Source organism: Intrasporangium sp. (genome assembly GCF_040414665.1).
GTDB lineage: Bacteria > Actinomycetota > Actinomycetes > Actinomycetales > Dermatophilaceae > Intrasporangium.
This window is the reverse complement of sequence record NZ_JBEDUL010000142.1, coordinates 18,323-42,804: the sequence shown is the minus strand read 5'-3', so window position 1 is coordinate 42,804 and position 24,482 is coordinate 18,323. Positions and strand designations below refer to the sequence as shown.

Sequence of the window (24,482 nt, the reverse complement as noted above, 5' to 3'; positions counted from 1 at the left end):
GCCTTGACGATGCGCGAGGCTGCGATGAGCTCCATCGCCTTCGTGATCTTCTTCGTCGACTCGACGGTCTTGATCCGCCGACGAAGTACGCGCTCCTGACCTCCAGCCATGAAGGACTACTCCCCTTCGTCCTCGGCGACGATTTCGACAGCTTCCGTGGGCTGGAACTGTTCTTTGAACGCGTTCACGGCGTCGGCGAGCTCGTCGCCTTCGGGCAGCGCACCGGAGTCGCGGATGCTGTCGAGGATGACCGGATGCCGCGTACGGACGTATTCGTGCAGCTCGGCTTCGAACCGCTTCACGTCGGCAACCGGGATGTCGTCGAGGTAGCCGCCCGTCCCGGCGAAGATCGAGACGACCTGCTCCTCGACCGGCATCGGCGAGTTGAGGTTCTGCTTCAGCAGCTCGGTGAGGCGATACCCGCGCTCGAGCTGCGCGGCCGAGACCTTGTCGAGCTCGGAACCGAACGTGGCGAACGCCTCGAGCTCCCGGAACTGCGCCAAGTCGAGCTTGAGCGTCCCGGACACGGACTTCATTGCTTTGATCTGCGCGTTGCCACCCACTCGTGACACCGAGATGCCCACGTCGACCGCGGGTCGCACACCGGACTTGAACAAGTCGTCGATCAGGTACACCTGGCCGTCGGTGATCGAGATCACGTTGGTGGGGATGTAGGCGGAGACGTCGCCCGCCTTCGTCTCGATGATCGGCAGCGCGGTCAGCGATCCGGCACCGCGCTCGTCGTTCAGCTTCGCGGCCCGCTCGAGCAAACGGCTGTGCAAATAGAACACGTCGCCCGGATATGCCTCACGACCCGGCGGACGGCGCAGCAGCAGCGACATCTGGCGGTACGCCTCGGCCTGCTTCGACAGGTCGTCGTACACGATCAGCGCGTGCTCGCCGTTCTCCATCCAATGCTGACCCATGGCGCAGCCGGCGTAGGGAGCGAGGTACTTGAACGGCGCGGAATCCGAAGCGGGCGCCGACACGACGACCGTGTAGTCGAGCGCGCCGTGCTCGGCGAGGATGCTGACGGTGTTGGCGACCGTCGAGCCCTTCTGGCCGATGGCGACGTAGATGCACTTCACGCCCTGACCCTTCTGGTTCAGGATCGTGTCGACGCACACCGTGGTCTTGCCGGTCTTGCGGTCGCCGATGACCAGTTCGCGCTGACCGCGACCGATCGGCGTCATCGAGTCGATGGCCTTGATGCCGGTCTGGAGCGGCTCGTGGACCGACTTGCGCTGGACCACCGTCGGCGCCTGCAGCTCGAGGGCTCGGCGCTCCTCCGACCTGATCTCGCCGAGGCCGTCGATCGGGTTGCCGAGCGGGTCGACGACGCGGCCCAGGAAGTCGTCCCCGACCGGCACGGAGAGGACCTCGCCCGTGCGCTTGACCGTCTGGCCCTCCTCGATGCCGGCGAAGTCGCCGAGGATGACGACACCGATCTCGTGGACGTCGAGGTTGAGCGCGAGGCCGAGGGTGCCGTCCTCGAACTGGAGCAGCTCGTTGGTCATGGCCGAGGGCAGACCCTCGACGTGAGCGATACCGTCACCGGCGTCGGTGACGCGGCCGACCTCTTCGCGGGAGGCCGCGCCGGGCTCGTAGGACTGGACGAAAGAGTCCAGCGCGTCCCGGATCTCCTCCGGACGGATCGAAAGCTCCGTCATGTCAGATCTTCTCCTCGTTTCGACCCGCGCTCCGCGAGTCGGTGGTGTTCAACAAAGCTGGTGTGTGTCTCGGTTGGGACGGTTTGGGCCGCTAGGCGCCCATGGCCCGGCGTGCGCCGTCGAGCTTGCGCATGATCGTTCCGTCGATGACCTCGTCGCCGATCTCGACCTTGACGCCGCCGAGGACCCGAGGGTCCACGACGGTGTTGATGTGCACCCTGCCACCGTAGATCGACGACAGTCCCGCAGCCAGACGCTCGCGGTCGTCGGCCGTGAGGGGCACCGCGGACGTGACCGTTGCCGTCTGCTGTTCGCGTCGGGCCGACGCCGTCTCGAGATAGCTGCTCACGGTGCGGTCGAAGCGACGACCGCGAGGGGCGGTCACCGCCTGGCGTGCCAGCGCGAGCGTCTCGTCCGCCACCTTGCCGGAAAGCAGGGAGTCGACGAGGGCGGCGCGCTTGTCCGCCGGGACCGTCTGGTCGCCCAGCGCACCCCTGAGGGGCTCGTTGGCCGCGACGATGCGCTCGAAGTGGAAGAGCTCGTCCTCGACGCGGTCCTCCCGGCCGGTGGTCTCGGCCGAGGCGATGATCGTCTCGACGCCGTAGGCCTCGAGGGTGTCGGACAGGTCGCGCTCCGTGCTCCAACGCTGCCCGACGACACCCCTCAGGACGACGAGCGTCTCGGCGCTCACCTTGCCCGCGAACAGCCGCTCCGCCAGCGCTGCCTTGTCCGCTCCCTCACGCGACGGGTCGGCGAGGGCGCGGCGCAGGGTGGCATTGCCGTCGATGACGCCGACGACACCGAAGAGCTCCTGGGCCAGCTCCGAACGACTACCCGTGGCCGCGAGGGCCCCGGTGAACGCATCGCGGCTCCCGGCCGCTGCTGCCCGTGAGGATCCACGCATCAGACGTCCTCGGTCTTGCTGCCGACCTTCTCCCGGACGACGTCGCCCGACTCGAGCTCAGCAAGGAAGCGCTCGACGATGCCCTTCTGTCGGGTCTCGTCGTGGAGCGACTCACCGACGATGCGGCTCGCGAGGTCGGTCGACATCCGTCCCACGTCGGCGCGCAGGGAGACGACCGCCTGCTGGCGCTCGGCCTCGATCTGCTTGTGCGCGATGCCGGTGAGGCGGGCCGCCTCCGACGCAGCCTGCTCCCGCATCTCGGCAATGATCTGTGCGCCCTGCGCCTTGGCGTCCTCACGGATCCGCGACGCCTCGGCCCGGGCCTCGGTGAGCTGGGCCTGGTACTGCTCGAGCGCGGCCTGCGCCTGGGCCTGGGCCTCCTCGGCCTTGTGGATGCCGCCCTGGATGGCCTCGGTGCGCTCGGCGTAGGCCTTCTCGAGGTTGGGCACGACCTTCGCCTTGACCACCCAGTAGATGATGCCGAAGGCGATGAGGCCGAAGACCAGCTCCGGCAGGTACGGGAGGATCGGCAGGGTCGCCGACGGCTCCTCGGTCTGCCCCGGCATCAGGGCCGGGGCGATGGCGTTGAGTTGCACGGAAACTCCTAGTGCCTAGTGCTGCTATCGGTGCGTGACGAGCCGACGTCGGGCGGTCAGAGGAAGAAGAGCACCAGACCGAAGATGGCGAGCGCCTCGGCGAGGGCGAAGCCGAGGATGGCGATCGGCTGGAGGAGCCTGCCGGACTCCGGCTGGCGGGCCACACCGTTGATGTACGCGGCGAAGATCAGGCCGATGGCAATGGCCGGGCCGATGGTCGCGAGGCCGTAGCCGACGAGCGAGAGGTTGCCTTCCACGATGATTCCTCTTTCGTGTGTTTTTGTGTGATCTGCCGGCACCGTGCCGTTCAGATGTTCTTGGGTTTCTTTCCGTCCCGAGCCGGTCCCGGGACGCTGCCGACGGTCAGTGGTCGTCGACGAGCGCGCCACCGATGTACGAGGCGGCGAGCAGGGTGAAGACGTAGGCCTGCAGGAACTGCACCAGCGCCTCGAAGAGGGTGAAGGCGAAGGCCAGCGCCCAGGACGGGAACGCGGTCAGCTTGAGCAGGAAGTTCTCTGCGTTGAACAGCTGCCAGCCACCGACGATGAAGACGACGAGCAGCATGTGTCCCGCGAACATGTTGCCGAAGAGTCGGAGGGCCAGCGTGAGCGGGCGCGTGATGAAGAAGGTGATGAACTCGAGCACGAAGATGAACGGCTTGATCCACCCGGGCAGCCCACCGGGAATGAGGAACTTGAAGTAGCCGGCGAGCCCGTGCTTCTGGATGCCGATCGTGTGGTAGACGACATAGACGATGAGCGTCAGGGCGATCGGGTAGCCGATGCGGGAAAACGACGGCATCTGGATCGGCGGGATGATGCCGAACAGGTTGTTGAACAGGATGAAGACGAACAGCCCGAAGAGCAGCGGGACGAACCGCAGGAACTCCTTGCTGCCGATCATGTCCTTGGCGACGCCGTTGCGGATGAAGCCGTAGACGCCCTCGGTGAGGAACTGGCCCTTGGACGGGACGACAGCCGCCCGCTTCGAGGTCGCGATGAGCCACCAGGCGATGAGGGCTACCGAGATGGCGACAGCGACCATCGAACGGGTGATGGAGACCGGCCCGATGGAGAACAGCGGCTGCCAGAAGATTTCCGGGGAGGGCGGGAAGTGGCCCTCGCCCCCCTGAGTGGCCACGGTGCCCAGCGTGGACGCCAGCACGTTCAAGCTCACAAGCTCTCCTTGGTCATGAATGTCGAACACCTACGGGCTGAACTGCTGGGCGCGGGACGTCCGGGTGGAGCGACGCAGGCGCGGGGCTCGCGCGCCGCTGCCACGGCACGACCTCCCGACGCGCCGGTCACGATGCGTTCAGCCAAGAACGCTACGGCGTACCGTACCGGAGCCAGATCACGTACAACGACAGGGCCATCCCACCGAGCAGGCCGAGGACGACGAGGAAGCCCGTGCCGAGCCACCGGTCCAGCAGCAGCCCGAGCCCGCCGAACACGGCCGGCCCGGTGATGAGATAGGCGACGATGCTCGCCGAGGTCTGGTCGGAGGCGAACCTGCCAGCCGAGAGCACGGGGTTCTCCGGCTTCGGCTCCTCGGGCGAGTGATCCGGGAGCTGCGATGGATCGGTCATGGCGATCTCCGAATGAGAGGGACATCACGAGTGCCCCGAGGGCAGCGCGACGTCCGGGTAGATCTCGTGGCGGGCGCGACGGAAGCCGACGACCTGCCCCACCTGCCAGACGATGGTCTGGATGATGGCAGCCGCGCCGAAGGCTCGTCCGTCCACCCAGCCGGCTCGGCGCAGCACGAGGAACACCGCAACCAGGGCGATGACCTGGCCGAGGTAGACGACGAAGGCGCCGGCGATGGACAGCCCCGGTTCCCCCGCCACGACGGCGCGAACCGCGAGATGGCCCAGGGCGAAGAAGCCGACGACGACGACGGCCCCGACGAGAGCCGACGAGAGGCCGGCTTGGCCACGCCACAGGAGTGCCACCAGCCCGATGACCGGCACGCTGGCCGCGGAGATGGCGAGGGAGGTCCGGAGCATCGAGCGGGCCGGCGACGGGGCACCGGAACGGCTCTGGCTGGTCCTCACGACTGAGCTACCTCGGTGATGTGGGGATGGGGTGGGGATCGGGTTTGGGCTGGTGGCAAGCGGTTTCGAGACCGCCTCCGGTTGCTTGTGAAAGGTATCACAAGCGCTTGTGCGGGCTCCACTTGGGCAGCCACACCGTGAGGACGACGCCGAGCACGACGGCGACTCCAAGGACCCCGAGCGGCCGCCACCCCTCCCACACGACGAACGACACGGATCCCAGGGCCACGATGGCGGCCCAGAGGTACATGATGAGCACCGCTCGCCGATGGCTGTGGCCGATCCGGAGCATCCGGTGGTGCAGGTGCATGGCATCCGGATGCCAGGGTCGCCTGCCCGCCCGCGTCCGCCGGATCACGGCGAGCACCATGTCGAGCAACGGCAGCAGGAGGACGGCGATCGGCACGACGAGGGGCAGGAAGACGGCGGTGACCTGGTTGGCCGTCACCTCGCTCGGGTCGACGTTGCCCGTCAGGGTGATGGTGGCCGCCGAGAGGAGCAGCCCGAGGGTGAGCGCCCCGGAGTCCCCCATGAAGAGCCGCGCTGGGTGGAAGTTGTGTGGGAGGAACCCGGCGCAGCAGCCGACGAGCGCGGCGCAGATCAGCGTGGCGACGGAGAAGACGTTGGCGGGTACGAAGGCCCGCGAGACGAGATAGCTGTAGATGAAGAAGGCGAACGCAGCGATTCCGACGACCCCGGCGGCCAGGCCGTCGAGCCCGTCGATGAAGTTCACGGCGTTCGTCGACGCGATGACGACCACGATCGTGAAGAGCACGAGGACGGGGGTCGGCAGGATCGTCGTCCCCGAGATCGGCAGGGACAGCAGCTGCACGCCGGCGTAGGCCATCAGGCCGGCGGCGAGGATCTGGCCGGCCAGCTTGGTCAGCCAGTCGAGCTCGCGGATGTCGTCGAAGGCCCCGACGAGGCACACGATGCCGCCTGCCGCCAGCACCCCGAGGATCTGGCGGTCCGCGAAGAGCGTGCCGAGGTAGGGCAGGTTCCGCGCGACGAGCGCCGCGGCGACGAAGCCGATGTAGATCCCCACTCCCCCGAGCCGCGGGATCGGGGTCGAGTGGACGTCGCGCTCGCGGACGGCCGTGAAGGCACCGGTCGCCACGGCGAGGCTACGGACGAACGGCGTCGCGATGTACGTGACCGCGGCCGCGACGAGGAGGATGAGGACGTACTCGTGCACTCAGCCGCCCCGTGACGGGGAGGTATGCCGCTGAGCTGGCTCAGCGGCATACGCCGGGCTGGTCTGTGGCACGGCTCTCAGCGCGGATACGCGGGGAAGCGGGTCACGAGCTCCGTGACCTCCGCCCGAACCTCCCGGCTGACCGCACCCTCCGGATCGCCGTCCCCCTTCGTCACCGCCAGGTGGATGAGTCGGGCGATCGTCTTCATCTCGTCGATGCCCATCCCCTGCGTCGTGACCGATGGCGTCCCGACGCGGATGCCGGAGGCGATGTTCGGCTTCTGCGGGTCGAAGGGAATCGCGTTCTTGTTGAGGACGATTCCCGCTGCGTCGGCTCGCGCCTCGGCGTCCTTGCCCGTGACGCCGATGTCCTGGAGGTCGAGCAGCGAGAGATGCGTGTCGGTGCCGCCGGTCACCGGGCGAATGCCGAGGTCCTTGAGGCTCTCCGCGAGCTGCCTGCTGTTGCCGATGACGTCGGTGGCGTACTGCGCGTACTCGGGCGTGGCGGCTTCCTTGAAGTTGACCGCCTTGGCCGCGATGGTGTGCATCTGGGGGCCGCCCTGCATCATCGGGAAGATCGCCTTGTCGAGCGCCGCAGCGTGCTCGGCCTTGCAGACCAACGCACCGGAGCGAGGGCCCCGCAGCACCTTGTGGGTGGTGAAGGTGACGACGTCGGCGTAGGGCACGGGCGAGGGGATCGCCTTGCCGGCCACGAGGCCGATGAAGTGCGCTGCGTCGACCCAGAAGATCGCGCCGACCTCGTCAGCGATGGCGCGGAACCGCTCGAAGTCGATGAGGCGCGGGATGGCGGAGCCACCGGCGCAGATGACCTTGGGCTGGTGCTCGCGGGCGAGCGCCTCGACCTGGTCGTAGTCGATGTCCTCGGTCTCCTTGTCGACGCCGTAGCCCACGGCGTTGAACCACTTGCCCGAGAAGGACACCTTGGAGCCGTGGGTCAGGTGCCCGCCCATGGGCAGGCTCATCGCGAGGAAGGTGTCACCGGGCTGCATGAAGGCGCCGTACACGGCCTGGTTGGCCGAGGCTCCGGAGTGTGCCTGGACGTTCGCGTGGTCGGCGCCGAAGAGCGTCTTGGCGCGCTCGATGGCGACCTCCTCGGCCTTGTCGACCTCGGAGCAGCCGCCGTAGTAGCGGCGGCCCGGGTAGCCCTCGGCATACTTGTTCGACAGGGTCGACCCGAGCGCCGTGAGCACGGCAGGTGAGCTGATGTTCTCGCTCGCGATCAGCTGCAGCCCGCCGCGGATGCGTTCGAGCTCCGACACCAGCACTCCTGCGATCTCCGGGTCGAAGGCCTGGAGGGCCCCGAAATCGGAGCCGTAGAACGTCGTGTCGTCAGCCATGGGAGGTCTCCGTACGTGGTGGGGCGAGCGGGTCGCCTGAGTCGGGGTCGCGGGTGCAGCTCAACTCTAGGACGTCGACCCGGGATGGTGTTCAGGGCTTTGCGGCTCGCGGCCGGCGGCGAGCGCAGCGTCGATGTCGTCCTGGGACAGGGCGCCGAGCCGAAGGGTGACCGGGAACTCGCCGGTGCAGTCGACGATGGTCGACGGCGCGCTGTCCATGCTCGGCCCCCCGTCGAGGTACACGGCGACGGACTCGCCCAGCATCTGGTGTGCCTCGTCGAGGCTGCGTGCCGCGGGATCGCCAGTGGTGTTCGCGCTTGTCACGGCCATCGGACCGATGTCGCCCAGGAGCTCGAGCGCGATCGGGTTGTCAGGCACGCGGAGCGCCACGGTGCCGTTCGTGTCGCCGAGGTCCCAATGCAGGGAGGACTGCGCCTCGAGAATCACCGTCAGCGGTCCGGGCCAGAACCGCTCCATGAGGGTTTCGGCGTAGCCGGGGACCTGCGCAGCGAGGCCATGGGCGGTCCTGGCCGTCGGGAGAAGCACCGGCGGCGGCATGTCTCGGCCGCGGCCCTTGGCCGCGAGCACCGCTGCAACGGCGTTTGCGTCGAAGGCGTCGCACCCAACGCCATAGACGGTGTCGGTCGGCAGGACGACGATCTCGCCGCGACGCACCGCGGCGCCCGCGGCGGCCAAGCCGTCCGCCCGGCCAGTGGGGTCGGTGCAGTCGTAGCGCTCACTCACTCAGCAGAGACTACTGGGCAGGTCGGGCCTCGCCAGCACGGCTGCCGGGTCAGCCGCGACGGGCTGACGTCACGCGCGGCCGACCCGTCAGATCCGGGTGGTCCTCGATGTCCACCCACGGACCCACCCGCCCCAGCGCCGCAGGCAGGGACTGCCCCTGGGAGTCCGCGTGCTCCATGAGCAGCAGGCCGCCAGACCGGAGCAGACCCGCGGCCGTCCGCGCGACCGCCACGGGGGTCGCCAGCCCGTCCGCACTGCCGCCGTAGAGCGCCAGCTCGGGATCGTGCTCCCGGACCTCGGGGTCCAGCGGTACCGCGCCGACGGGGATGTAGGGCGGGTTGACGGTGACGATGTCGACCCTCCCCTCCCAGTCGGGGAAGGCCGGCTCGGTCGCATCCCCCTGCACGACCTCGACATCGAGGCCGAGCCGCTCGCGGTTGGCGGCCGCCCACGCGACGGCCTGCTCCGACAGCTCCAGCGACCGCACGGACACGTGAGGCCGCTCCTGTTTGACCGCGAAGGCGATCGCCCCCGACCCACTACACAGGTCAACGAGCCGTATGCCGCTGAGCCCGGTTCCAGAGACCCGGTCGACTTCCGCGAGGGCGAGGTCCACGAGCACCTCGGTCTCCGGGCGTGGCACGAAGACTCCGGGCCCGACGTCGAGGGCCAACGTACGGAAGTGGGCCCGTCCGGTGAGGTGCTGCAGCGGGACGCGGCGGACGCGCTCGGCGAGCACAGCGGCATACGCCTGCTCGAAGGTGGCGGGAAGGGCACCCCCGACGATCATGAGCCGACGGACGTCGGCGGCCTGCGTGCCGAGCACGTGCGCCGCGAGCTCCACCGCATCGACATCGGGGGACGCAATACCTGCCTCGCGAAGGCGCGCCGTCCCGTTGCGGACTGCCGCGCGCAGGTCGGTCACGCCCCCGCCAGCGCGGCGAGCTTGGCCGCCTCGTCGGCGTCGAGCGCGGACTGGACGACCGGGTCGAGGTCGCCGTCGAGGACCGCGTCGAGGTTGTAGGCCTTGAAGCCCGTGCGGTGGTCCGAGATCCGGTTCTCCGGGAAGTTGTAGGTGCGAATGCGTTCGCTGCGGTCCACCGTGCGCACCTGGCTGCGCCGGGCGGCGGATGCCTCGGCATCGGCCTCGTCCTTGGCGATCTGGTGCAGGCGGGCCCGGAGGACCCGAAGGGCCGCCTCCTTGTTCTGCAGCTGCGACTTCTCGTTCTGGCAGGAGACGACGAGACCCGTCGGCACGTGGGTGATGCGCACGGCGGAGTCGGTCGTGTTGACGCTCTGGCCGCCGGGACCGGAGCTGCGGTAGACGTCGATCCGCAGGTCGTTCTGATTGAGGTCGACCTCCGCGGTGTCCCCGACGTCCGGCATGACGAGCACGCCCGCCGCGCTCGTGTGGATGCGGCCCTGGCTCTCCGTGACGGGGACCCGTTGGACGCGGTGGACGCCCCCCTCGTACTTCAGTCGCGCCCAGGGGCCCTCGTCCTGGCCGAGCCGGCCGCGAGCCTTGATGGACACGCGGACATCCTTGTAGCCGCCGAGGTCGGACTCGGTCGCATCCTCGATCTGGGTGCGCCAGCCGCGGCGCTCGGCGTAGCGGAGGTACATGCGGAGCAGGTCGCCGGCGAAGAGAGCCGACTCGTCGCCGCCCTCGCCCGCCTTGACCTCGAGGAGAACATCGCGGTCGTCGTCCGGGTCGCGCGGGATGAGCTGGCGGCGCAGGTGCTCCTCCGCGTCGGCCATGGCCTGCTCGAGGGAGGGAATCTCCTCCGCGAAGGCGGGGTCCTCGGCTGCGAGCTCGCGAGCGGCCCCCAGGTCGTCATGGGCCGCCTGCCAGGCCCGGACGGCCGCCACGCTCGGGCCGAGTGCGGCGTAGCGCTTGTTCAGCGTCCGGACGAGCTCCTGGTCTGCATGGATGTCCGGGCTGGCGAGGCGTGCCTCGAGGTCGGAGTACTCGTCGAGGATCCCCTGGACTGACTCATGCACGGTGCCTCACCTTCGTCCCGGACGTTGCCACCAAAAACGCCGGCCCCCGACGACCGAGGTCGTGGGAGCCGGCGAGCGGGAGACCTACTTGGCGGCCTTCTTGCCGTAACGGGCCTCGAAACGGGCGACGCGGCCACCGGTGTCGAGAATCTTCTGCTTGCCCGTGTAGAACGGGTGGCACTGCGAGCAGACGTCGGCGTGGATGACGCCGCTCTTCGCGGTGCTGCGAGTCGTGAACGTGTTGCCACAGCTGCAGGTCACCTGGGTCTCCACGTACGTGGGGTGAAGGTCCTTCTTCAACGTGATCTCCTCGAGATGAGTGGCCGGGTCGGCTGCAGACGTGCAGTCGTGCCAGTGATGCCGTGAACCGGTCCAAAGGAAGAGTGTGCCAGAGGTGGCGCACGAGTCCCAAAACGCACGGATGGCACCCCGCATTCCCGCGCCCGTGGGGCCCTGCGTGCCAAGCGCGCGAAGTGTCGCGCCTTTGGCACTCAGGCTGCGGCTGACTGCGCCCGCCGGTGTGCCCGAACGACTTGGTCCATGAAGGCCCGGGGCATCAGGCGGAGTCCGAGAACCGGGATCCGCAGCACCCGATCGCCAGAGAGAACGACGTCGTTCTGCCGCAAGGCGTCGTCGACCGGGTTCAGTGCCAAGGCATGGTGCCCGCCGTCGATCTCGACGACGAGGGCGATGTCATCCCAGCCAGTGTCCAGATAGACCCGACCGCTGGGAAGGCGACGGACCTCCTGCCGGCTCGGCTCGGGCAGGCCTCGCTCCCGACACAGAGCAGCGAAGTCGAGCTCGCCCAGGGAATGCGCTCCGTCGCACACGTCACGCACGAGGACATCGAGCAGGGCGTCTTTGGGGCCGTGCGACGTGGCGCTCCAGACCTGGAGAACTCGCTCCGGTAACACCAGACGCTGCTGGACCGGGAGGCAGAGGAGCAGGGCGGCCTGCCGGTCCGACAGCGCCCACTGCGCCGCATCGATGGTCGCCCACTCCGGCCTGACCCGCGGGATGCCCACGCCAAGCGCAGGCGGCATCGTCGAGCGGAGATGACGCACGACGCCGGGGACGGAGTGCCTGCGGTTGTTGCGAGGCAGCGAGACGTCGATCCGCGTCGGCGTGAAGCCGGTGAGCCCCGACGCGACGAGCGCCGCGGCCCCGTCCAGCACGGCCCCCGAGCCGCTCTCCCAGACGGCCTGCCAGTGAAGCGCCGCTGCAGTGAGCGGGCCGGACCCGATCAGCACCGTGTGCTTCCCCGCCGCCAGCCACCGACCGGCACCAATCTCGGTCCGCACGTCTGCCCTCGTCACCCCGACCGAACGGAGGTCGGCTCGATGGGCCACGCCGTCGTGCAGCTCAGCGATGGCGAGCGCCGCACGAGTGCGCTCGGCCCGCGACAGTCGCCGACGTTGCTTCCTGCGGCGCAGGGGTTGGGGCTCCACGCCATGATCCTGGGGAACTCACCGGTTGGCCGAGGACGCCCTGTGGACAGCTCTGGCCCTGCGTGCCAGGAGCGCGAGATGTCGCGCTCCTGGCACGCAGCTCAGACGTCAGTCCTCAGTCGTCGTCGAGCCGGGCGCTGCTCGTCTGCTTGACCTTGGTGAGGAACTCGTAGTTCGTCTTGGTCTTCCGGAGCCGGTCGAGGAGCAGCTCGATGGCCTGCGGGGTGTCGAGCCCGCCGAGGACGCGACGCAGCTTCCAGACGATCTTCAGCTCCTCGCTGGCGAGCAGGAGCTCCTCCCGCCGCGTGCCGGACGCGTTGATGTCCACGGACGGGAAGATGCGCCGGTTCGCGAGCTGGCGGTCGAGCTTGAGCTCCATGTTGCCGGTGCCCTTGAACTCCTCGAAGATCACCTCGTCCATCTTCGAGCCGGTCTCGACGAGCGCCGTCGCGAGGATCGTGAGCGAGCCGCCGTTCTCGATGTTGCGCGCCGCCCCGAAGAACTTCTTCGGCGGGTAGAGCGCCGCCGAGTCGACACCACCGGAGAGAATCCGGCCACTCGCAGGCGCCGACAGGTTGTAGGCGCGCCCGAGCTTGGTGATCGAGTCGAGGAGGACGACGACGTCGTGGCCGAGCTCGACAAGGCGCTTGGCCCGCTCGATCGCGAGCTCGGCGACGGTGGTGTGGTCGTCTGCCGGCCGGTCGAAGGTCGAGGCGATGACCTCACCCTTGACCGCGCGCTGCATGTCGGTGACCTCTTCGGGCCGCTCGTCGACGAGCACGACCATGAGGTGGCACTCGGGGTTGTTCGTCGTGATGGCGTTGGCGAGGGCCTGCATCACCATGGTCTTGCCGGCCTTGGCCGGGGCAACGATGAGTCCGCGCTGGCCCTTGCCGATCGGCGCCACGAGGTCGATGACGCGCGTCGTCAGCTGACCCGCCTCGGTCTCGAGGCGCAGGCGCTGCTGCGGATAGAGGGGCGTCAGCTTGCCGAACTCCACCCGCTTGAGGGCGTCGTCCGGCCCCTGCCCGTTGACGCTGTCGAGTCGGACGAGGGCGTTGTACTTCTGCCGCCCGACGTTGCCGGTGGGCTGCTCCCCCTCGCGTAGTGCTTTGACGGCCCCGGTGACGGCGTCGCCCTTGCGCAGGCCGTGCTTCTTGACCATGCCGAGCGGGACGTACACGTCGCTCGGGCCGGGCAGGTAGCCGGACGTCCGGACGAACGCGTAGTTCTCCAGCACGTCGAGGATGCCGGCCACGGGGACGAGGATGTCGTCGTCGCCGATCTGCGGCTCCGCGTCGCTCCAGTCCTGCGCAGACCCGCTGCGGCCACGTTTGCGGTCCCGGCTGCGCTGGCGGTTGCGACTCCGACGGTTGCCGCGATCGTCGTCGTCGTAACGGGCACCCTGCTGGCCGTCACGGTTGTCCCGGCTGTCGCGGTGGTCCTCACGATCCTGGTGACCGTCGCGGTCCTGCCAGTCCTGCCGGTCGTGCCGCTCCTGCGGCCGCTCCTGCTGGGCGTCGCGCTCCTGCCGGTCCTGCTGTCGGTCCTGCTGTCGGTCCTGTTGTCGGTCCTGCTGTCGGCCCTGCTGCCGGTCCTGCTGGCGGCCCTGCTGGCGGCCCTGTTGCCCATCGGGCTGCCGCTCCTGGTGGCGGCCCTGTTGCCCGTCGGGCTGCCGCTCCTGGTGGTCCTGCTGACGATCGCGACGGTCGCGACGCTCTCGCTGCCGACGGCCGCCCTCCCGGTCCGGCCCCTCCCGGTCCGGCCCCTCCCGGTCCGGGACCGGGGCCTCGGCGCGCTCCGGCTCGGGCCGGTCCTGCGGACGCGCCACGCCGCTCTTCTCGTCACGGTCGACCGACTCGTCTCCAGGGCGCTCCTCGCGCCGACCCGAGACTCGGTCCTGGGCCGAGGCCTGCGACGACACGGCCGCAACCGCGGCGGCTGCCCGCTCGGCACGGTTGGCGTCGGGGCGGGCGACCGGAGCCGCTGCCTCGGCCGGGCTCGGTTCAGGGGCGGCAGCGGCTTCCGCGGCGCCGGCAGCACGCACGGCCCGGCGGGGAGCGCGTGTGGGGGCGGAAGGAGCCGACGGGCCGCTTTCGGCTGCCGGCGCTGCGCCGGAGCCCGACTGCCGAGCCTTGATGGCCTCGACGAGATCGCTCTTGCGCATCCTCGCCGTGCCCTTGATGCCCATCGAGGTTGCCACGGTCTTGAGCTCGTCCAGCTTCATTGCGGACAGACCCGACACCGGACGGGTGGTTGTTTCTGACACGAAGGATCCTTCCCCCTCGTTTGCGGCCCGGGAGATTCCCAAAAGGCCGGACTGGGCCAGAGATACTGGCTGATCAAGATCCACGTCGGCGCGCAGCGCCCAGAGGCGAGCGCCTCAATGTGGGGGTGGTACACCGACCTGCGTTCGACGCGGCCGTGGTGCGCCATCACTCTAGCATCGTGACGAACCCCTGCTCGCCCGACCCCGCAACCGCGCGAGTCAGGCGACGACCACGGCGCTGACGCCCGTGGCCGCGATGCCAGGTGTCAGCCGGTCCCAGTGGCTCAACGCCGAGGGCGAGACGACGTCCGCGAGCCGAGCCGTGGTCGTCAGGACGAGGACGGTGGGGCCTGCACCGGAGACGACCGCAGCATGTCCCTCGGCCCGGAGTGCGTCGACGAGGCGCATCGACTCGGGATACGCCTTCCGGCGTGCCTCCTGGTGCAGCCAGTCCCGGGTCGCTGCGTGCAGATGCGCCGGCTCCGAGGTCAGGGCGTGGACCAGGAGCGCCGCCCGACCGCTGTTGGCGGCGGCGTCCTTGAGCGGCACTGCTTCCGGGAGGACGGCCCTCGCGTGCCGGGTCGCCAGCTGCTGGTCCGGGACAAAGACGACGACCTCGACGTCGGGGTGGAGCACCGGTCGCGCGGTCACCGTGACGTCACCGAGGTCAGCGCCCGACCCGTCCGGCATCCAGCTCACGGTCAGGCCGCCGTGGACGCTCGCGGACGCGTTGTCCGGATGGCCCTCCAGGACGCTGGCGATATGAGTGGCCACCCCGAGGTCAACGGGCACGGTCGCGCCGGGAGCCAGCTCAGCGGCATACGACAATGATTGTGCCGCAACGACGCCCGCGACGATGGCGGTGGCGGAGGATCCCAACCCACGCCCGTGGGGCACGCCGTTGCACGCGTGCAGCCGCAGGCCGACTGGGGCGACCGCCCCCAGTGTGTCCCACGTGTGCCGCATGGTCCGCACGACGAGGTGTGACTCGTCCATGGGCACCTCCGCCGCGCTCTCCCCCGTCACGGACACCTCGAGTCCCGGGGTGTCGAGGGCGGTCGCGACATACTCGTCCCAGAGGCCGAGCGCGAGGCCGATCGAGTCGAAGCCGGGGCCGAGGTTGGCGGTGCTCGCGGGGACGCGGATCCGCACTGAGCGTCCGGCGGGGGGCATGATCAACCCTCGAGCCCGAGCGCCTGCGCCGCGGTGTAGGCGTCGACGGGCACCCGGATCGGGGTCACCTCGGAGCCGTCGGCGGTGCGCAGGGCCCACTGGGGGTCCTTCAGGCCGTGGCCCGTGACGGTGCACACGATGCGCGCCCCCGAGGGCACGAGGCCCATCGCGTGGCTCGCGAGCAGGCCGGCAACGGAGGCGGCCGAGCCGGGCTCGACGAAGACGCCCTCCTCGGCGGACAGGAACCGGTGTGCCTCGAGAATCTGTTCGTCCGTGACCGCCTCGATTCGGCCGCGGGACTCGTCCCGCGCGGCGATGGCCTGCTCCCACGAGGCCGGGTTGCCGATGCGGATCGCCGTCGCAACCGTCTCCGGGTTGTCGACCGGATGCCCGAGCACGAGCGGCGCGGCGCCTGCTGCCTGGAAGCCCCACATCATCGGCAGCTTCGTGGCAGGCCCGGGATGGTCGCTGACGGCGGGATCGGCGCAGTACTCCCGATAGCCCTTCCAGTACGCCGTGATGTTGCCGGCGTTGCCGACCGGCAGGCAGTGGATGTCCGGAGCGTCGCCGAGCGCGTCGACGATCTCGAACGCAGCGGTCTTCTGGCCTTCGATCCGAGCCGGGTTGACCGAGTTGACGAGCTCCACGGGATACGCCTCGGCGAGCTTGCGCGCGAGGGTGAGGCAGTCGTCGAAGTTGCCGTCGACCTGGAGCAGGGTGGCACCGTGGGCGATCGCCTGGCTCAGCTTGCCCATCGCGATCTTGCCATCGGGGACGAGGACACCACAGGTCATCCCCGCCTTGGTGGCGTAGGCGGCGGCCGAGGCGCTCGTGTTGCCCGTGCTCGCGCAGATCACCGCTCGAGCGCCGTGCTTGGCGGCCACCGAGATCGCCGTGGTCATGCCCCGATCCTTGAACGAGCCGGTCGGGTTGAGCCCCTCGTACTTGAGGTACACCTCCGCACCCACCCGGTCGGAGAGCGTGGCGGCGGGGATGAGCGGCGTCCCGCCCTCCTGGAGGGTCACGACGGGGGCGCCCTCGAGGAGGGGCAACCGGTCGGCGTACTCGCGAATCACTCCGCGCCACTGGTGAGCCATCAGGAGCCTTCCACCCGCATGACCGAGTTGACCCCACGGACCACATCCAGAGTGCGGAGGCTCTCGACGGTGGCGGACAGCGCGGCATCCGGGGCTGCATGCGTGACGATGACGAGGTTGGCACGGGCGTTGGAGTTGCCCGTCGCCTCGCCGACGTCGTGCCGATCACCGTCGCGCTCATCGGGAACCATCCGCTGGCGGACGGTCTCGATGGACACGTTGTGCTCGGCGAAGGCCGCCGCGACCTTGGCGAGCACACCGGAGCGGTCCGCGACGTCGAGGCTGACGTAGTAGCGGGTCTGCGCATCGCCCATGGGCAGGATCGGCAGGTCCGCATAGCTCGACTCACCGGGACCGAGGCCACCACCGACCCGGTGACGAGCGACGGCGACGAGGTCGCCGAGCACGGCGGAGGCAGTCGGTTCGCCACCGGCGCCCCGGCCGTAGAACATGAGCTGCCCGGCAGCGTCCGCCTCGACGAACACCGCGTTGAAGGCGTCCCGCACCCCGGCCAGGGGATGCGACCTCGGGATCATCGCCGGGTGGACGCGCACGGACACGCCGGCATCCGTCCGCTCGCAGATCGACAGCAGCTTGACGACGCAGTCCATCTCACGAGCCGCGGCAACATCTGCCGGCGTGACATCAGTGATGCCCTCTCGATGGACGTCGCTGCCGGAGACCCGGGTGTGGAACGCGAGCGAGGCGAGGATCGCCGCCTTGGCGGCCGCGTCGAATCCCTCGACATCCGCGGTCGGGTCCGCTTCCGCGTAACCCAGCGCCTGGGCCTGCTCGACCGCGTCCTCGAAGCCCGCGCCACTGGTGTCCATCTTGTCGAGGACGTAGTTGGTGGTGCCGTTGACGATCCCGAGCACCTTGCGCACCTCGTCACCGGCGAGCGACTCGCGCAACGGTCGCAGCAGGGGGATCGCACCGGCGACCGCGGCCTCGTAGTAGAGGTCGACCCGGTGCTCTGCAGCCGCCGCATAGAGGCGCGGGCCGTCCTCGGCCAGGAGCGCCTTGTTCGCCGTCACGACCGACGCGCCGTGCTCCATGGCGCGTAGGATGAGCGAGCGCGCCGGCTCGATGCCCCCGATGACCTCGACGACGAGGTCGGCCCGGGTCACGAGCTGCTCGGCGTCGGTGGTGACGAGGGACGGGTCGACGCCGAGGTCGGAGCGGTCCCGTCCCGGCCTGCGCACCGCGATTCCGACGAGCGCGAGCGGGGCGCCGACGCGGGCCGCCATGTCGTCGGCACGCTCGGTCAGGTGACGCGCCACCGCGCCACCGACGACACCGGCTCCGAGGAGGGCGACGCGCAGAGGCGTGCTGGCGCTCACATCACTGTCCACGTGCGAATCCTCCCGTTCCGGCCCGGGCTGGACGTCCATCGTTTCGCGATCCGGACATGCTGGCGCAGGTCTTCCGATCAGACATCGAGTGCCAGCAGGTCGTCGATCGTCTCCCGGCGGACGATGACCCGGCCCACGCCGTCCCGCACGGCGATGACGGGGGGCCGTGGGGTGTGGTTGTACTGGCTGGACAAGGACCGGCAGTAGGCGCCGGTGCCCGGCACGGCGATGAGGTCCCCCGGACCGACGTCATCGGGGAGGAACTCGTCCATGACGACGATGTCACCGCTCTCGCAGTGCTTGCCGACGACGCGAGCCAGGACGGGGGCAGCGTCGGACCGGCGGTTGGCCAGGGTGCACGAGTAGTCCGCGTCGTAGAGCGCGGTGCGGACGTTGTCGCTCATCCCGCCGTCGACCGAGACATAGAGCCGGCTTGCCCCACCACCGAGCTCGACCGGCTTGACCGTGCCCACCTCGTAGAGGGTGAAGGTGCTCGGCCCCGCGATCGCCCGCCCGGGCTCGATCGAGATGCGCGGGACGGCCACGCCGTCGGCCCGGCACTCGCGCTCGACGATCTCGGCCATGCCGGCCGCGAGGGCCTTCGGGGACTGCGGGTCGTGTTCGGTGGTGTAGGCGATCCCGAACCCGCCACCGAGGTCGAGCTCGGGCAGCTCGACGCCGAACTCGCGCGCCACCTCCAGGTGCAGGCCGAGCACCCGACGGGCCGAGACCTCGAACCCGGACGTGTCGAAGATCTGCGACCCGATGTGGCTGTGCAGCCCGAGCAGATGCAGGGTCTGCGGACGGGCGAGGATCTCTCGGACCGCCTCGAGCGCACGCCCCCCGGCGAGGGAGAACCCGAACTTCTGGTCCTCGTGGGCCGTCGCGATGAACTCGTGCGTGTGCGCCTCGACGCCGACGGTGACGCGGACGAGCACCGGCGCGACGACCCCGAGCTCCCCGGCGACGGCGGAGACGCGCTCGATCTCCGCGAAGGAGTCGACGATGATGCGCGAGATGCCGTATTCGAGCGCGGTGCGGATCTCGCTGACGCTCTTGTTGTTGCCGTGCATCCCGATGCTCGAGCCCGGGACCCCGGCGCGCATGGCGACGGCGAGCTCGCCACCGGTGCACACGTCGAGGAACAGGCCTTCGTCACGGATCCACCGCGCGACCTGGGTGCAGAGGAAGGCCTTGCCGGCGTAGAACACGTCCGCCCCGCCGCACAGCTCGTCGAAGACGTCCGCATAGGTCTGCTTGAACTCGCGCGCACGGGAACGGAAGTCGCCTTCGTCGAGCACGTAGGCGGGCGTGCCGAACTCGCGCGCCAGGTCGACGACGCTCACCCCTGCGACGGTCAGCGCCCCATCCTCGCCCCGACCGACGGATGAGGCCCAGAGGGACGGCACGAGCGCGTTGACGTCGCCGGGCGTCTCGAGCCAGACCGGCCCGCGGTAGCCCTCGGCATGGAGGGCGCCCGCCTCATGTGCGCGCATGCCTACATCCTCTCGGGGGCTGGGGCGCCGAGCCGCCCGAGTCCATTGCGCAAGACGATGGCGGCCGCGACGGCGAGCGCCAGTCGTGCACCGTGGATGCCCCTCACGCGCTCGTCGATGGTCATCGGCCGGATGGGCTGGTTCCAGGCATCGGCCCGGGCTGCGAGGTCGATGACGGCCCGGACCTGCTGGGCGCTGTCCCCCTCGTGCCGGTCCATCCGCTGGGGGAAGTCCGCCAGCGCGACGAGCAGGAGCCGCTCGGCGACGTGACCCAGGTCCTCGCGGCGGTCGGAGGGGCGGATCTCGACGCCGACGGCTCGGGCGTTGCGGACGAGGCGGAGGAGCCGCGCGTGGGCCTGCTGGGCGGTTCGCACGGCCGGATCGCTCCCCAGCCAGGCCGGCAGGTCGGAGCGCTGACCGTTGGCGTCGACCACGGGGACACGCTGACCGGGTGGCAGCCCGTAGGTCGCCTCGTGCTCGAGCACCACGTCGATGATGGCGCAGCGATCGGAGTCGGCGAGCGTGAGGGACAGCAACCCTGACGGGGCCACCTCTACCGCGTCGATGGAGTGGTGGTCGATGAGGCGCTGGGCGAGCACCCGCCCGAGCTCGAGCGGCTCGAGGTCCAGCTCAGGCGCCCAGCGTTGGGCAACCGGCGTCACCCAGTCCGCCACGACCCCCGCCGAGCGTCCGTCGACCGGCTCGAAGATCGGCCCCGCGGGGGGCCCGGCCTCCGCCTCGTCGGGCAGCTCCCCGACTCGCGCGGCGGTGGCGGCGACCTGCTCCAGCAGCCGGCGCAGCGCCTCGGGAGTCATCCCGCGAGTCTAAAGACACCATGCCGTATGCCGCTGAGCTCCTCCCCGGTCATGCGCGGTTCCGCTCCTCCCGCCCCCCAAAACAGCAACACACCGAGCAGCAGTCAGCCCAGCACGGAAATAACCGCCTGCGGTTGACTGCTGCTCGGGGTGTTGCGGCGGGTCGTGGTTGAGGGGCCGAATTCCGCGATCCGGCCCCGGTGCTGCTAACCTCACGTGGCGCACGACAGTGCACGGCCGCCCCCGTAGCTCAGGGGATAGAGCACCGCCCTCCGGAGGCGGGAGCGCAGGTTCGAATCCTGCCGGGGGCACCGTAGTGATCTCAGCAGCTCAGCCGTTGAGATGTGCCTCGACCGCACGGTGCACGTTGCCATGGACGTGGTCGTCACCGAGACGCTCGGTGACCCCTTCCCGTTCCAGCACCCCGCGGACCCCGGGCTTGACTCGGGCGAGCCGGAGGGTGACGTCCGCCTGGCGGCAGAGCGCGAGGAGGTCGTCAATCGTCGCGGAGCCCTGCGAGTCGAGGAAGTTGATGCCTTCACAGTCGAGCACCACGCAGCGGGGACCCTCGGACTGGATCACGGTGCGGATCCGGTCCTCCAGGGCATCCGCGGTTGCGAAGAAGAGGCCGCCGTCGAGGCGGACGACGGCCACGCCCGGGATCTGCTCGTCGTCCGGGTTCTCGATGACGTCCCGGAACACCTGGGTACCGGGCTCCCGTCCGAGAGTCGGCATCTGCGGGTGCGTGGCCACGGCGATGAGCCACAACAGCGACAGGCCGATCCCCAAGATGACGCCCGCGAGCACACCGAAGGCCAACGTGCCGAGAATCGCAACGATCGCGACCCAGAAGTCGAACCGCTGCACCCGGTAGATCCGGCGCATCTCGGGGACGTTCATCATGCCCATGACGACTGCCTCGATGATCAGCGCCCCGAGGACGGGCTTGGGCAGCTGGGAGAAGAGCGGCGCCAGGAACAGCAAGGTCAGCAGGACGGTGACACCGCTGGTGATGGACGCGAGCCCGGTCTTGGCCCCGGAGTGGTCGTTGAGGGAGCTGGCGGACAGACTCGTCGAGACGGGCATGCCGTGGAACACCCCCGAACCGATGTTGGCCGCGGCCTGAGCGACCGACTCCTGGTCCACGTCGATCTGGTAGCGGTGCTTGGCCGCAAAGGCGCGCGCGTCGCCGGCGGTCTGGGAGAAGCCGATCAGCATCAGCGCGACAGCAGCGACAATCGCGGTCCCGCCGTGGTCGAGGAGCAGCGACGGGCTGGGGACGTCGAAAGACGGAAGGCCGCTCGGGACGTCGCCGACGAGAGCGACGCCCTTGTCGCCGAAGTCGAAGAGGTACGACGCGATGAGGCCTCCGACGACGAGGACAAGCGCTCCCGGGACGCGCGGAGCCACGTGTCGGATGCCGAAGACCACGGCGAGTGACACGACCCCGACGGCGAGCGTCAGCAGGTGCGTCTCGCCGAGAGAACCCAGCCAGGAGCGGAATTCCTGGAGCGAGTTCGTGCCGGAGGTCTCGGTGCCGGTGAGCTTCGCGAGTTCCCCGATGACAACATCGATCGCCGCGCCGAACAGGAACCCGGTGACCACGGCCCGGGACAGGAACTGGGAGATCCAGCCCATCCGCAGGAGGGCGAGCAGGAGGAAGAGGAGCCCGGAGATCAGGGTGATCCCCGCCACGAACGTCGCGACGTCGCCCGGCGCCGTGAGGCCCGCGGTCGCCACCGCGCTGGCCGCCACCGCGGCCAGGCCGGAGCTCGGACCCATCGAGATCTGTCGACAGGTGCCGAAGATGGCGTAGAGGACTGCGCCGGCAGCGGCGGCGTAGAGGCCGTTCTGGAGCGGGATGCCGGCGATACCCGCATACCCAAGGTTCTTAGGCACGATGAGCGCCGCCACGGTCACTCCGGCGATCACGTCACCCCGAAGCCAGCTCCGGTCATAGTCGCGAAGCCAGCCGACGATGGGCAGGAATCGGGCGATCCCGGGGACGTCTGGCGGAGTGGACTCGACGGTGCTCATCGGAGCACCCGCACGACCAGGCCCATGTCCAGTCCTCCTTACTCGATGTCATCAGACGCTGGGACGAGGGGTGATTCCGGATCACCGGCCGCGAGGTCCCTCGACGATGGTCGCGCGATCCGGGTCAGGAGGGGCCAGATTCACCAGCAGGACCCGGCTTGGGTCCAGCGGCATACGGTTGGCTCATGTCCATCGTGAAGATCAACGCCATCTCCGTGCCCACGGCGGCCGCAGCCGAGCTCGAGCGCCGGTTCTCGCAACGGGCCGGGGTCGTCGACCGGTCGCCGGGCTTCCTCGGGTTCCAGCTGCTGCGGCCGGTCCAGGGCGACGAGCGCTACTTCGTGGTCACCCAGTGGGAGGACGAGGAGTCCTATGCGGCCTGGCGTGATGGTGACGCACGGGCCGCTCACACGGGCGAGCACGGCGCGCCCGTCGCGACGGCGGCGGAGCTGCTCGAGTTCGAGGTCGTCCTCGACGTGCGCAACACGAACGGCTGAGGAGAGGTCGGCACTGGGCCCGATGATCCGGGACCTTCGTCCCTTGGCCCGCTGAGAGGCCCGCGTGACGATGACCGTACGTGACCATGCCTTCGCCTACCCACAGCGAGAAGAGAGTGATGAGTGATGGCGAACATCGCGAAGCGGCCTTCGCACACCCTGGCAGACCTGTTCGACTGGTTCGACACCGGCCTGAACACCCGAGGCATGGGCCTGGCTCCCTACCTCCACGTGGAGGACTACCTGGAGGGTGACACGTACATCGTCCGCGCGGACCTGCCCGGGATCGACCCGGACGAGGACGTCACCGTGTCCATCGAGGGCGACGTCCTCACCATCAGCGGAGAGCGGCGCGAGGAGATCAAGGAGAAGAACCGGAGCGAGATGCACTACGGCTCCTTCACCCGCAGCATTGGCCTTCCCCGCGACGTGACGGCCGACGACGTCAAGGCGACCTACACCGACGGCGTCCTGGAGATCCGCGTCCCCATCGGCTCGCCAGAGCGTGTCGCGACGACGATCCCGGTCAAGCGCGAGGAGTAGCGGACCGCACGAGTGTGGCTCGCCGGGCAGCAGGCACCCGGCGAGCCCTTCGTTGTGCCGACCGCTGACTCAGGGCCGGCTCAGACGAAGCTGAGCAGGGCGAGAGCGTAGGCGTCCTCGGCATCCTCGGCCGAGAACAGCCGGTCGCCATCGGCGGTCGCGATCGTGACGCACCAGCCACCCTCGATGGGGTTCAGTGCGAGGAAGCGATAACCGAGCAGGTCACGCAGCTGGTCCTCACGCGGTAGCCAGATCGCCTTGTCGAGGGTCACCGAGTCCAGCGCCCACTCCGTCGTGCCGTTGAAGCCGAGGATCGGCTGCCCCTGGTAGGTGTGCACGTCGATGGTCAGCTCGCTGATCCAGAACACCTCGTCGAGCAGCGTGGGCTGGTCGATCATGAAGCGATCGCCCGGCTGGGGCTCCCAGAGCACCCCCTCCGACAGGAGCCGGCGGGCCAGGTCGACGCTGATCATCTGCCCACCGTACGTGCCGAGGCGACCCCGCGCGCCTCACACCGCGGAGGCGCCCCACGAGTTCCAGCGTTGACCCCAGAGCCCCCGGACGCGACGCTGATGCCATGGTGCCCCCGCCCCTCCGGGACCCGGCTCTCGTCGACGCGGTCCGCGTCAAGGTCACGCTCGAGGCGCCCGACGGCCCGGACGAGGTCTTCCTCCTCGATCTCGAGCTCGCCGAACCGGCACCGCCCCACGACGACACGACCTACCTGTCCGCCCTGTCGCCAGTCGTCGAGCTGATGGACACCCCGGAGGGCTGCACCGTCCGTATCGGCCGCGAGCACCGCCTCGGCGCCGACTCGGCCAGCGCCCTCGACGTGGACGTCTCGCTGCCGCGGCCGACCGTCCGGGCCGACGAGACGGATCCCACCGAGCGGAACGTCCAGCACGAGGCCATGGAGGCCGCCGTTGCCGCGGCCTTCCGCTCCGTCATCGACGCCTTCCCGGCGGCACGGATGACGGAGCTCGGTCATGACGAGGCGCTCGCCCTTGCTCGACGGCGGATCGAGGAGGCAGCTCCGGACGCCGCGACTGCGGGCCTCTCGGTCACCGCCGAGGAGCACGCGAACGCGCAGTGGGCCGTGCGTCTCGACGACGGGACAGCCACGGGCTACGAGGTGCGCGTCGGCTTCGCGGACGGCCATCCCGGCACCACGCACGTGCGACGGATCCGGACGCCTGAGGTGGTCGACTCGGTGGGCGCCGATTAGGCGCTC

The 24,482-nt window shown here is 69.6% G+C and carries 25 protein-coding genes, 1 tRNA gene and 1 pseudogene; 4 read left to right on the top strand and 23 right to left on the bottom strand.

The features are described 5' to 3' along the window. The 21 genes and pseudogenes from ABF401_RS14940 to ABF401_RS14840 all read right to left on the bottom strand — a co-directional run. A pseudogene (locus ABF401_RS14940) lies at positions 1-110 on the bottom strand (F0F1 ATP synthase subunit gamma); the annotation flags it as partial. Between the two features lie 6 nt (positions 111-116). Further along, positions 117-1,670 carry a F0F1 ATP synthase subunit alpha gene (gene atpA / locus ABF401_RS14935; protein WP_353510361.1) on the bottom strand — a complete coding sequence of 518 codons (1,554 nt, stop codon included), beginning with the start codon at positions 1,668-1,670 and terminating at the stop codon, positions 117-119. 91 nt (positions 1,671-1,761) lie between these two features. Next, positions 1,762-2,574: a F0F1 ATP synthase subunit delta gene (locus ABF401_RS14930; protein WP_353510360.1), complete on the bottom strand. Its 813-nt coding sequence runs from the start codon at positions 2,572-2,574 to the stop codon at positions 1,762-1,764. Continuing rightward, positions 2,574-3,140 carry a F0F1 ATP synthase subunit B gene (locus ABF401_RS14925; RefSeq protein WP_353510364.1) on the bottom strand — a complete coding sequence of 189 codons (567 nt, stop codon included), beginning with the start codon at positions 3,138-3,140 and terminating at the stop codon, positions 2,574-2,576. The genes ABF401_RS14930 and ABF401_RS14925 overlap by 1 nt, the downstream gene beginning before the upstream one ends. Positions 3,141-3,226: 86 nt before the next feature. After that, the gene (locus ABF401_RS14920; protein ID WP_331930701.1) at positions 3,227-3,427 is read right to left on the bottom strand and encodes an ATP synthase subunit C-like protein; all 201 of its coding nucleotides are present in this window, start codon (positions 3,425-3,427) and stop codon (positions 3,227-3,229) included. A gap of 106 nt (positions 3,428-3,533) precedes the next feature. Beyond that, complete coding sequence (gene atpB / locus ABF401_RS14915) at positions 3,534-4,346, bottom strand: F0F1 ATP synthase subunit A (protein WP_353510359.1); 813 nt, start codon at positions 4,344-4,346, stop codon at positions 3,534-3,536. A gap of 151 nt (positions 4,347-4,497) precedes the next feature. Beyond that, positions 4,498-4,758 (bottom strand): AtpZ/AtpI family protein, encoded by a 261-nt coding sequence (locus ABF401_RS14910; protein ID WP_353510358.1) that lies wholly within the window; start codon positions 4,756-4,758, stop codon positions 4,498-4,500. Between the two features lie 24 nt (positions 4,759-4,782). Next, positions 4,783-5,226: a Cg1360 family ATP-synthase-associated protein gene (locus ABF401_RS14905; RefSeq protein WP_353510357.1), complete on the bottom strand. Its 444-nt coding sequence runs from the start codon at positions 5,224-5,226 to the stop codon at positions 4,783-4,785. Positions 5,227-5,323: 97 nt separating this feature from the next. Next, positions 5,324-6,421, bottom strand: coding sequence for a glycosyltransferase family 4 protein (locus ABF401_RS14900; RefSeq protein ID WP_353510356.1), 1,098 nt, complete (start codon positions 6,419-6,421; stop codon positions 5,324-5,326). Positions 6,422-6,498: 77 nt separating this feature from the next. Beyond that, positions 6,499-7,779 carry a serine hydroxymethyltransferase gene (gene glyA, locus ABF401_RS14895; protein ID WP_353510355.1) on the bottom strand — a complete coding sequence of 427 codons (1,281 nt, stop codon included), beginning with the start codon at positions 7,777-7,779 and terminating at the stop codon, positions 6,499-6,501. A 66-nt stretch (positions 7,780-7,845) separates the two neighbouring features. Further along, positions 7,846-8,523 carry an L-threonylcarbamoyladenylate synthase gene (locus ABF401_RS14890; RefSeq protein WP_353510354.1) on the bottom strand — a complete coding sequence of 226 codons (678 nt, stop codon included), beginning with the start codon at positions 8,521-8,523 and terminating at the stop codon, positions 7,846-7,848. Between the two features lie 49 nt (positions 8,524-8,572). After that, a complete protein-coding gene (gene prmC, locus ABF401_RS14885; RefSeq protein ID WP_353510353.1) occupies positions 8,573-9,448 on the bottom strand; it encodes a peptide chain release factor N(5)-glutamine methyltransferase in 876 nt (291 codons plus the stop codon). Next, complete coding sequence (gene prfA / locus ABF401_RS14880) at positions 9,445-10,524, bottom strand: peptide chain release factor 1 (RefSeq protein WP_353510352.1); 1,080 nt, start codon at positions 10,522-10,524, stop codon at positions 9,445-9,447. Before prfA ends, prmC begins: the two co-directional genes overlap by 4 nt. Before the next feature lie 84 nt (positions 10,525-10,608). Then, on the bottom strand, positions 10,609-10,824 hold the full coding sequence (rpmE, locus tag ABF401_RS14875; protein WP_353510351.1) for a 50S ribosomal protein L31: 216 nt from the start codon (positions 10,822-10,824) through the stop codon (positions 10,609-10,611). Between the two features lie 191 nt (positions 10,825-11,015). Further along, positions 11,016-11,972, bottom strand: a complete 957-nt coding sequence (locus ABF401_RS14870) for a putative endonuclease domain-containing protein (protein WP_353510350.1) — start codon at positions 11,970-11,972, stop codon at positions 11,016-11,018. Between the two features lie 115 nt (positions 11,973-12,087). Beyond that, positions 12,088-14,199: a transcription termination factor Rho gene (rho, locus tag ABF401_RS14865; RefSeq protein WP_502908256.1), complete on the bottom strand. Its 2,112-nt coding sequence runs from the start codon at positions 14,197-14,199 to the stop codon at positions 12,088-12,090. A gap of 261 nt (positions 14,200-14,460) precedes the next feature. Beyond that, positions 14,461-15,414, bottom strand: a complete 954-nt coding sequence (gene thrB / locus ABF401_RS14860) for a homoserine kinase (RefSeq protein WP_353510348.1) — start codon at positions 15,412-15,414, stop codon at positions 14,461-14,463. Positions 15,415-15,416: 2 nt separating this feature from the next. Continuing rightward, entirely contained in the window at positions 15,417-16,511 is a 1,095-nt protein-coding gene (gene thrC, locus ABF401_RS14855) for a threonine synthase (RefSeq protein WP_353510347.1), read from the bottom strand. Then, positions 16,511-17,902, bottom strand: a complete 1,392-nt coding sequence (locus ABF401_RS14850; protein WP_353510346.1) for a homoserine dehydrogenase — start codon at positions 17,900-17,902, stop codon at positions 16,511-16,513. Before ABF401_RS14850 ends, thrC begins: the two co-directional genes overlap by 1 nt. 38 nt (positions 17,903-17,940) lie before the next feature. After that, positions 17,941-19,359, bottom strand: coding sequence for a diaminopimelate decarboxylase (gene lysA, locus ABF401_RS14845; protein ID WP_353510345.1), 1,419 nt, complete (start codon positions 19,357-19,359; stop codon positions 17,941-17,943). 2 nt (positions 19,360-19,361) lie between these two features. Continuing rightward, positions 19,362-20,174 carry a DALR anticodon-binding domain-containing protein gene (locus ABF401_RS14840; protein ID WP_353510344.1) on the bottom strand — a complete coding sequence of 271 codons (813 nt, stop codon included), beginning with the start codon at positions 20,172-20,174 and terminating at the stop codon, positions 19,362-19,364. 239 nt (positions 20,175-20,413) lie between these two features. Here ABF401_RS14840 and ABF401_RS14835 point away from each other — a divergent pair. Then, positions 20,414-20,485 (top strand) — tRNA-Arg (locus tag ABF401_RS14835). Between the two features lie 19 nt (positions 20,486-20,504). Here the strand turns inward: ABF401_RS14835 and ABF401_RS14830 are convergent. Continuing rightward, positions 20,505-22,211, bottom strand: a complete 1,707-nt coding sequence (locus tag ABF401_RS14830; protein WP_353510343.1) for a SulP family inorganic anion transporter — start codon at positions 22,209-22,211, stop codon at positions 20,505-20,507. Positions 22,212-22,396: 185 nt separating this feature from the next. On the opposite strand from ABF401_RS14830, the gene ABF401_RS14825 reads away from it, so the two are divergent. Then, the gene (locus tag ABF401_RS14825) at positions 22,397-22,708 is read left to right on the top strand and encodes an antibiotic biosynthesis monooxygenase family protein (protein WP_353510342.1); all 312 of its coding nucleotides are present in this window, start codon (positions 22,397-22,399) and stop codon (positions 22,706-22,708) included. Between the two features lie 126 nt (positions 22,709-22,834). Then, on the top strand, positions 22,835-23,251 hold the full coding sequence (locus tag ABF401_RS14820; RefSeq protein ID WP_353510341.1) for an Hsp20/alpha crystallin family protein: 417 nt from the start codon (positions 22,835-22,837) through the stop codon (positions 23,249-23,251). 80 nt (positions 23,252-23,331) lie between these two features. Here ABF401_RS14820 and ABF401_RS14815 read toward each other — a convergent pair whose 3' ends face one another. Next, positions 23,332-23,724, bottom strand: coding sequence for a hypothetical protein (locus ABF401_RS14815; RefSeq protein WP_353510340.1), 393 nt, complete (start codon positions 23,722-23,724; stop codon positions 23,332-23,334). A 104-nt stretch (positions 23,725-23,828) separates the two neighbouring features. Between ABF401_RS14815 and ABF401_RS14810 the strand changes: the two genes are divergently transcribed. Continuing rightward, positions 23,829-24,476, top strand: a complete 648-nt coding sequence (locus ABF401_RS14810) for a hypothetical protein (RefSeq protein WP_353510339.1) — start codon at positions 23,829-23,831, stop codon at positions 24,474-24,476. The last annotated feature ends 6 nt before the right edge of the window (positions 24,477-24,482 follow it).

What these genes read in the sequence shown, in the direction of transcription:
- atpA (WP_353510361.1), bottom strand. Translation starts at nt 1,670, where the DNA reads ATGACGGAGCTTTCGATCCGTCCGGAGGAGATCCGGGACGCGCTGGAC.
- ABF401_RS14930 (WP_353510360.1), bottom strand. Translation starts at nt 2,574, where the DNA reads ATGCGTGGATCCTCACGGGCAGCAGCGGCCGGGAGCCGCGATGCGTTC.
- ABF401_RS14925 (WP_353510364.1), bottom strand. Translation starts at nt 3,140, where the DNA reads ATGCCGGGGCAGACCGAGGAGCCGTCGGCGACCCTGCCGATCCTCCCG.
- ABF401_RS14910 (WP_353510358.1), bottom strand. Translation starts at nt 4,758, where the DNA reads ATGACCGATCCATCGCAGCTCCCGGATCACTCGCCCGAGGAGCCGAAG.
- glyA (WP_353510355.1), bottom strand. Translation starts at nt 7,779, where the DNA reads ATGGCTGACGACACGACGTTCTACGGCTCCGATTTCGGGGCCCTCCAG.
- rho (WP_502908256.1), bottom strand. Translation starts at nt 14,199, where the DNA reads ATGAAGCTGGACGAGCTCAAGACCGTGGCAACCTCGATGGGCATCAAG.
- thrB (WP_353510348.1), bottom strand. Translation starts at nt 15,414, where the DNA reads ATGCCCCCCGCCGGACGCTCAGTGCGGATCCGCGTCCCCGCGAGCACC.
- thrC (WP_353510347.1), bottom strand. Translation starts at nt 16,511, where the DNA reads ATGGCTCACCAGTGGCGCGGAGTGATTCGCGAGTACGCCGACCGGTTG.
- ABF401_RS14850 (WP_353510346.1), bottom strand. Translation starts at nt 17,902, where the DNA reads ATGGACGTCCAGCCCGGGCCGGAACGGGAGGATTCGCACGTGGACAGT.
- lysA (WP_353510345.1), bottom strand. Translation starts at nt 19,359, where the DNA reads ATGCGCGCACATGAGGCGGGCGCCCTCCATGCCGAGGGCTACCGCGGG.
- ABF401_RS14840 (WP_353510344.1), bottom strand. Translation starts at nt 20,174, where the DNA reads ATGACTCCCGAGGCGCTGCGCCGGCTGCTGGAGCAGGTCGCCGCCACC.
- ABF401_RS14830 (WP_353510343.1), bottom strand. Translation starts at nt 22,211, where the DNA reads ATGAGCACCGTCGAGTCCACTCCGCCAGACGTCCCCGGGATCGCCCGA.
- ABF401_RS14825 (WP_353510342.1), top strand. Translation starts at nt 22,397, where the DNA reads ATGTCCATCGTGAAGATCAACGCCATCTCCGTGCCCACGGCGGCCGCA.
- ABF401_RS14820 (WP_353510341.1), top strand. Translation starts at nt 22,835, where the DNA reads ATGGCGAACATCGCGAAGCGGCCTTCGCACACCCTGGCAGACCTGTTC.
- ABF401_RS14815 (WP_353510340.1), bottom strand. Translation starts at nt 23,724, where the DNA reads ATGATCAGCGTCGACCTGGCCCGCCGGCTCCTGTCGGAGGGGGTGCTC.
- ABF401_RS14810 (WP_353510339.1), top strand. Translation starts at nt 23,829, where the DNA reads ATGGTGCCCCCGCCCCTCCGGGACCCGGCTCTCGTCGACGCGGTCCGC.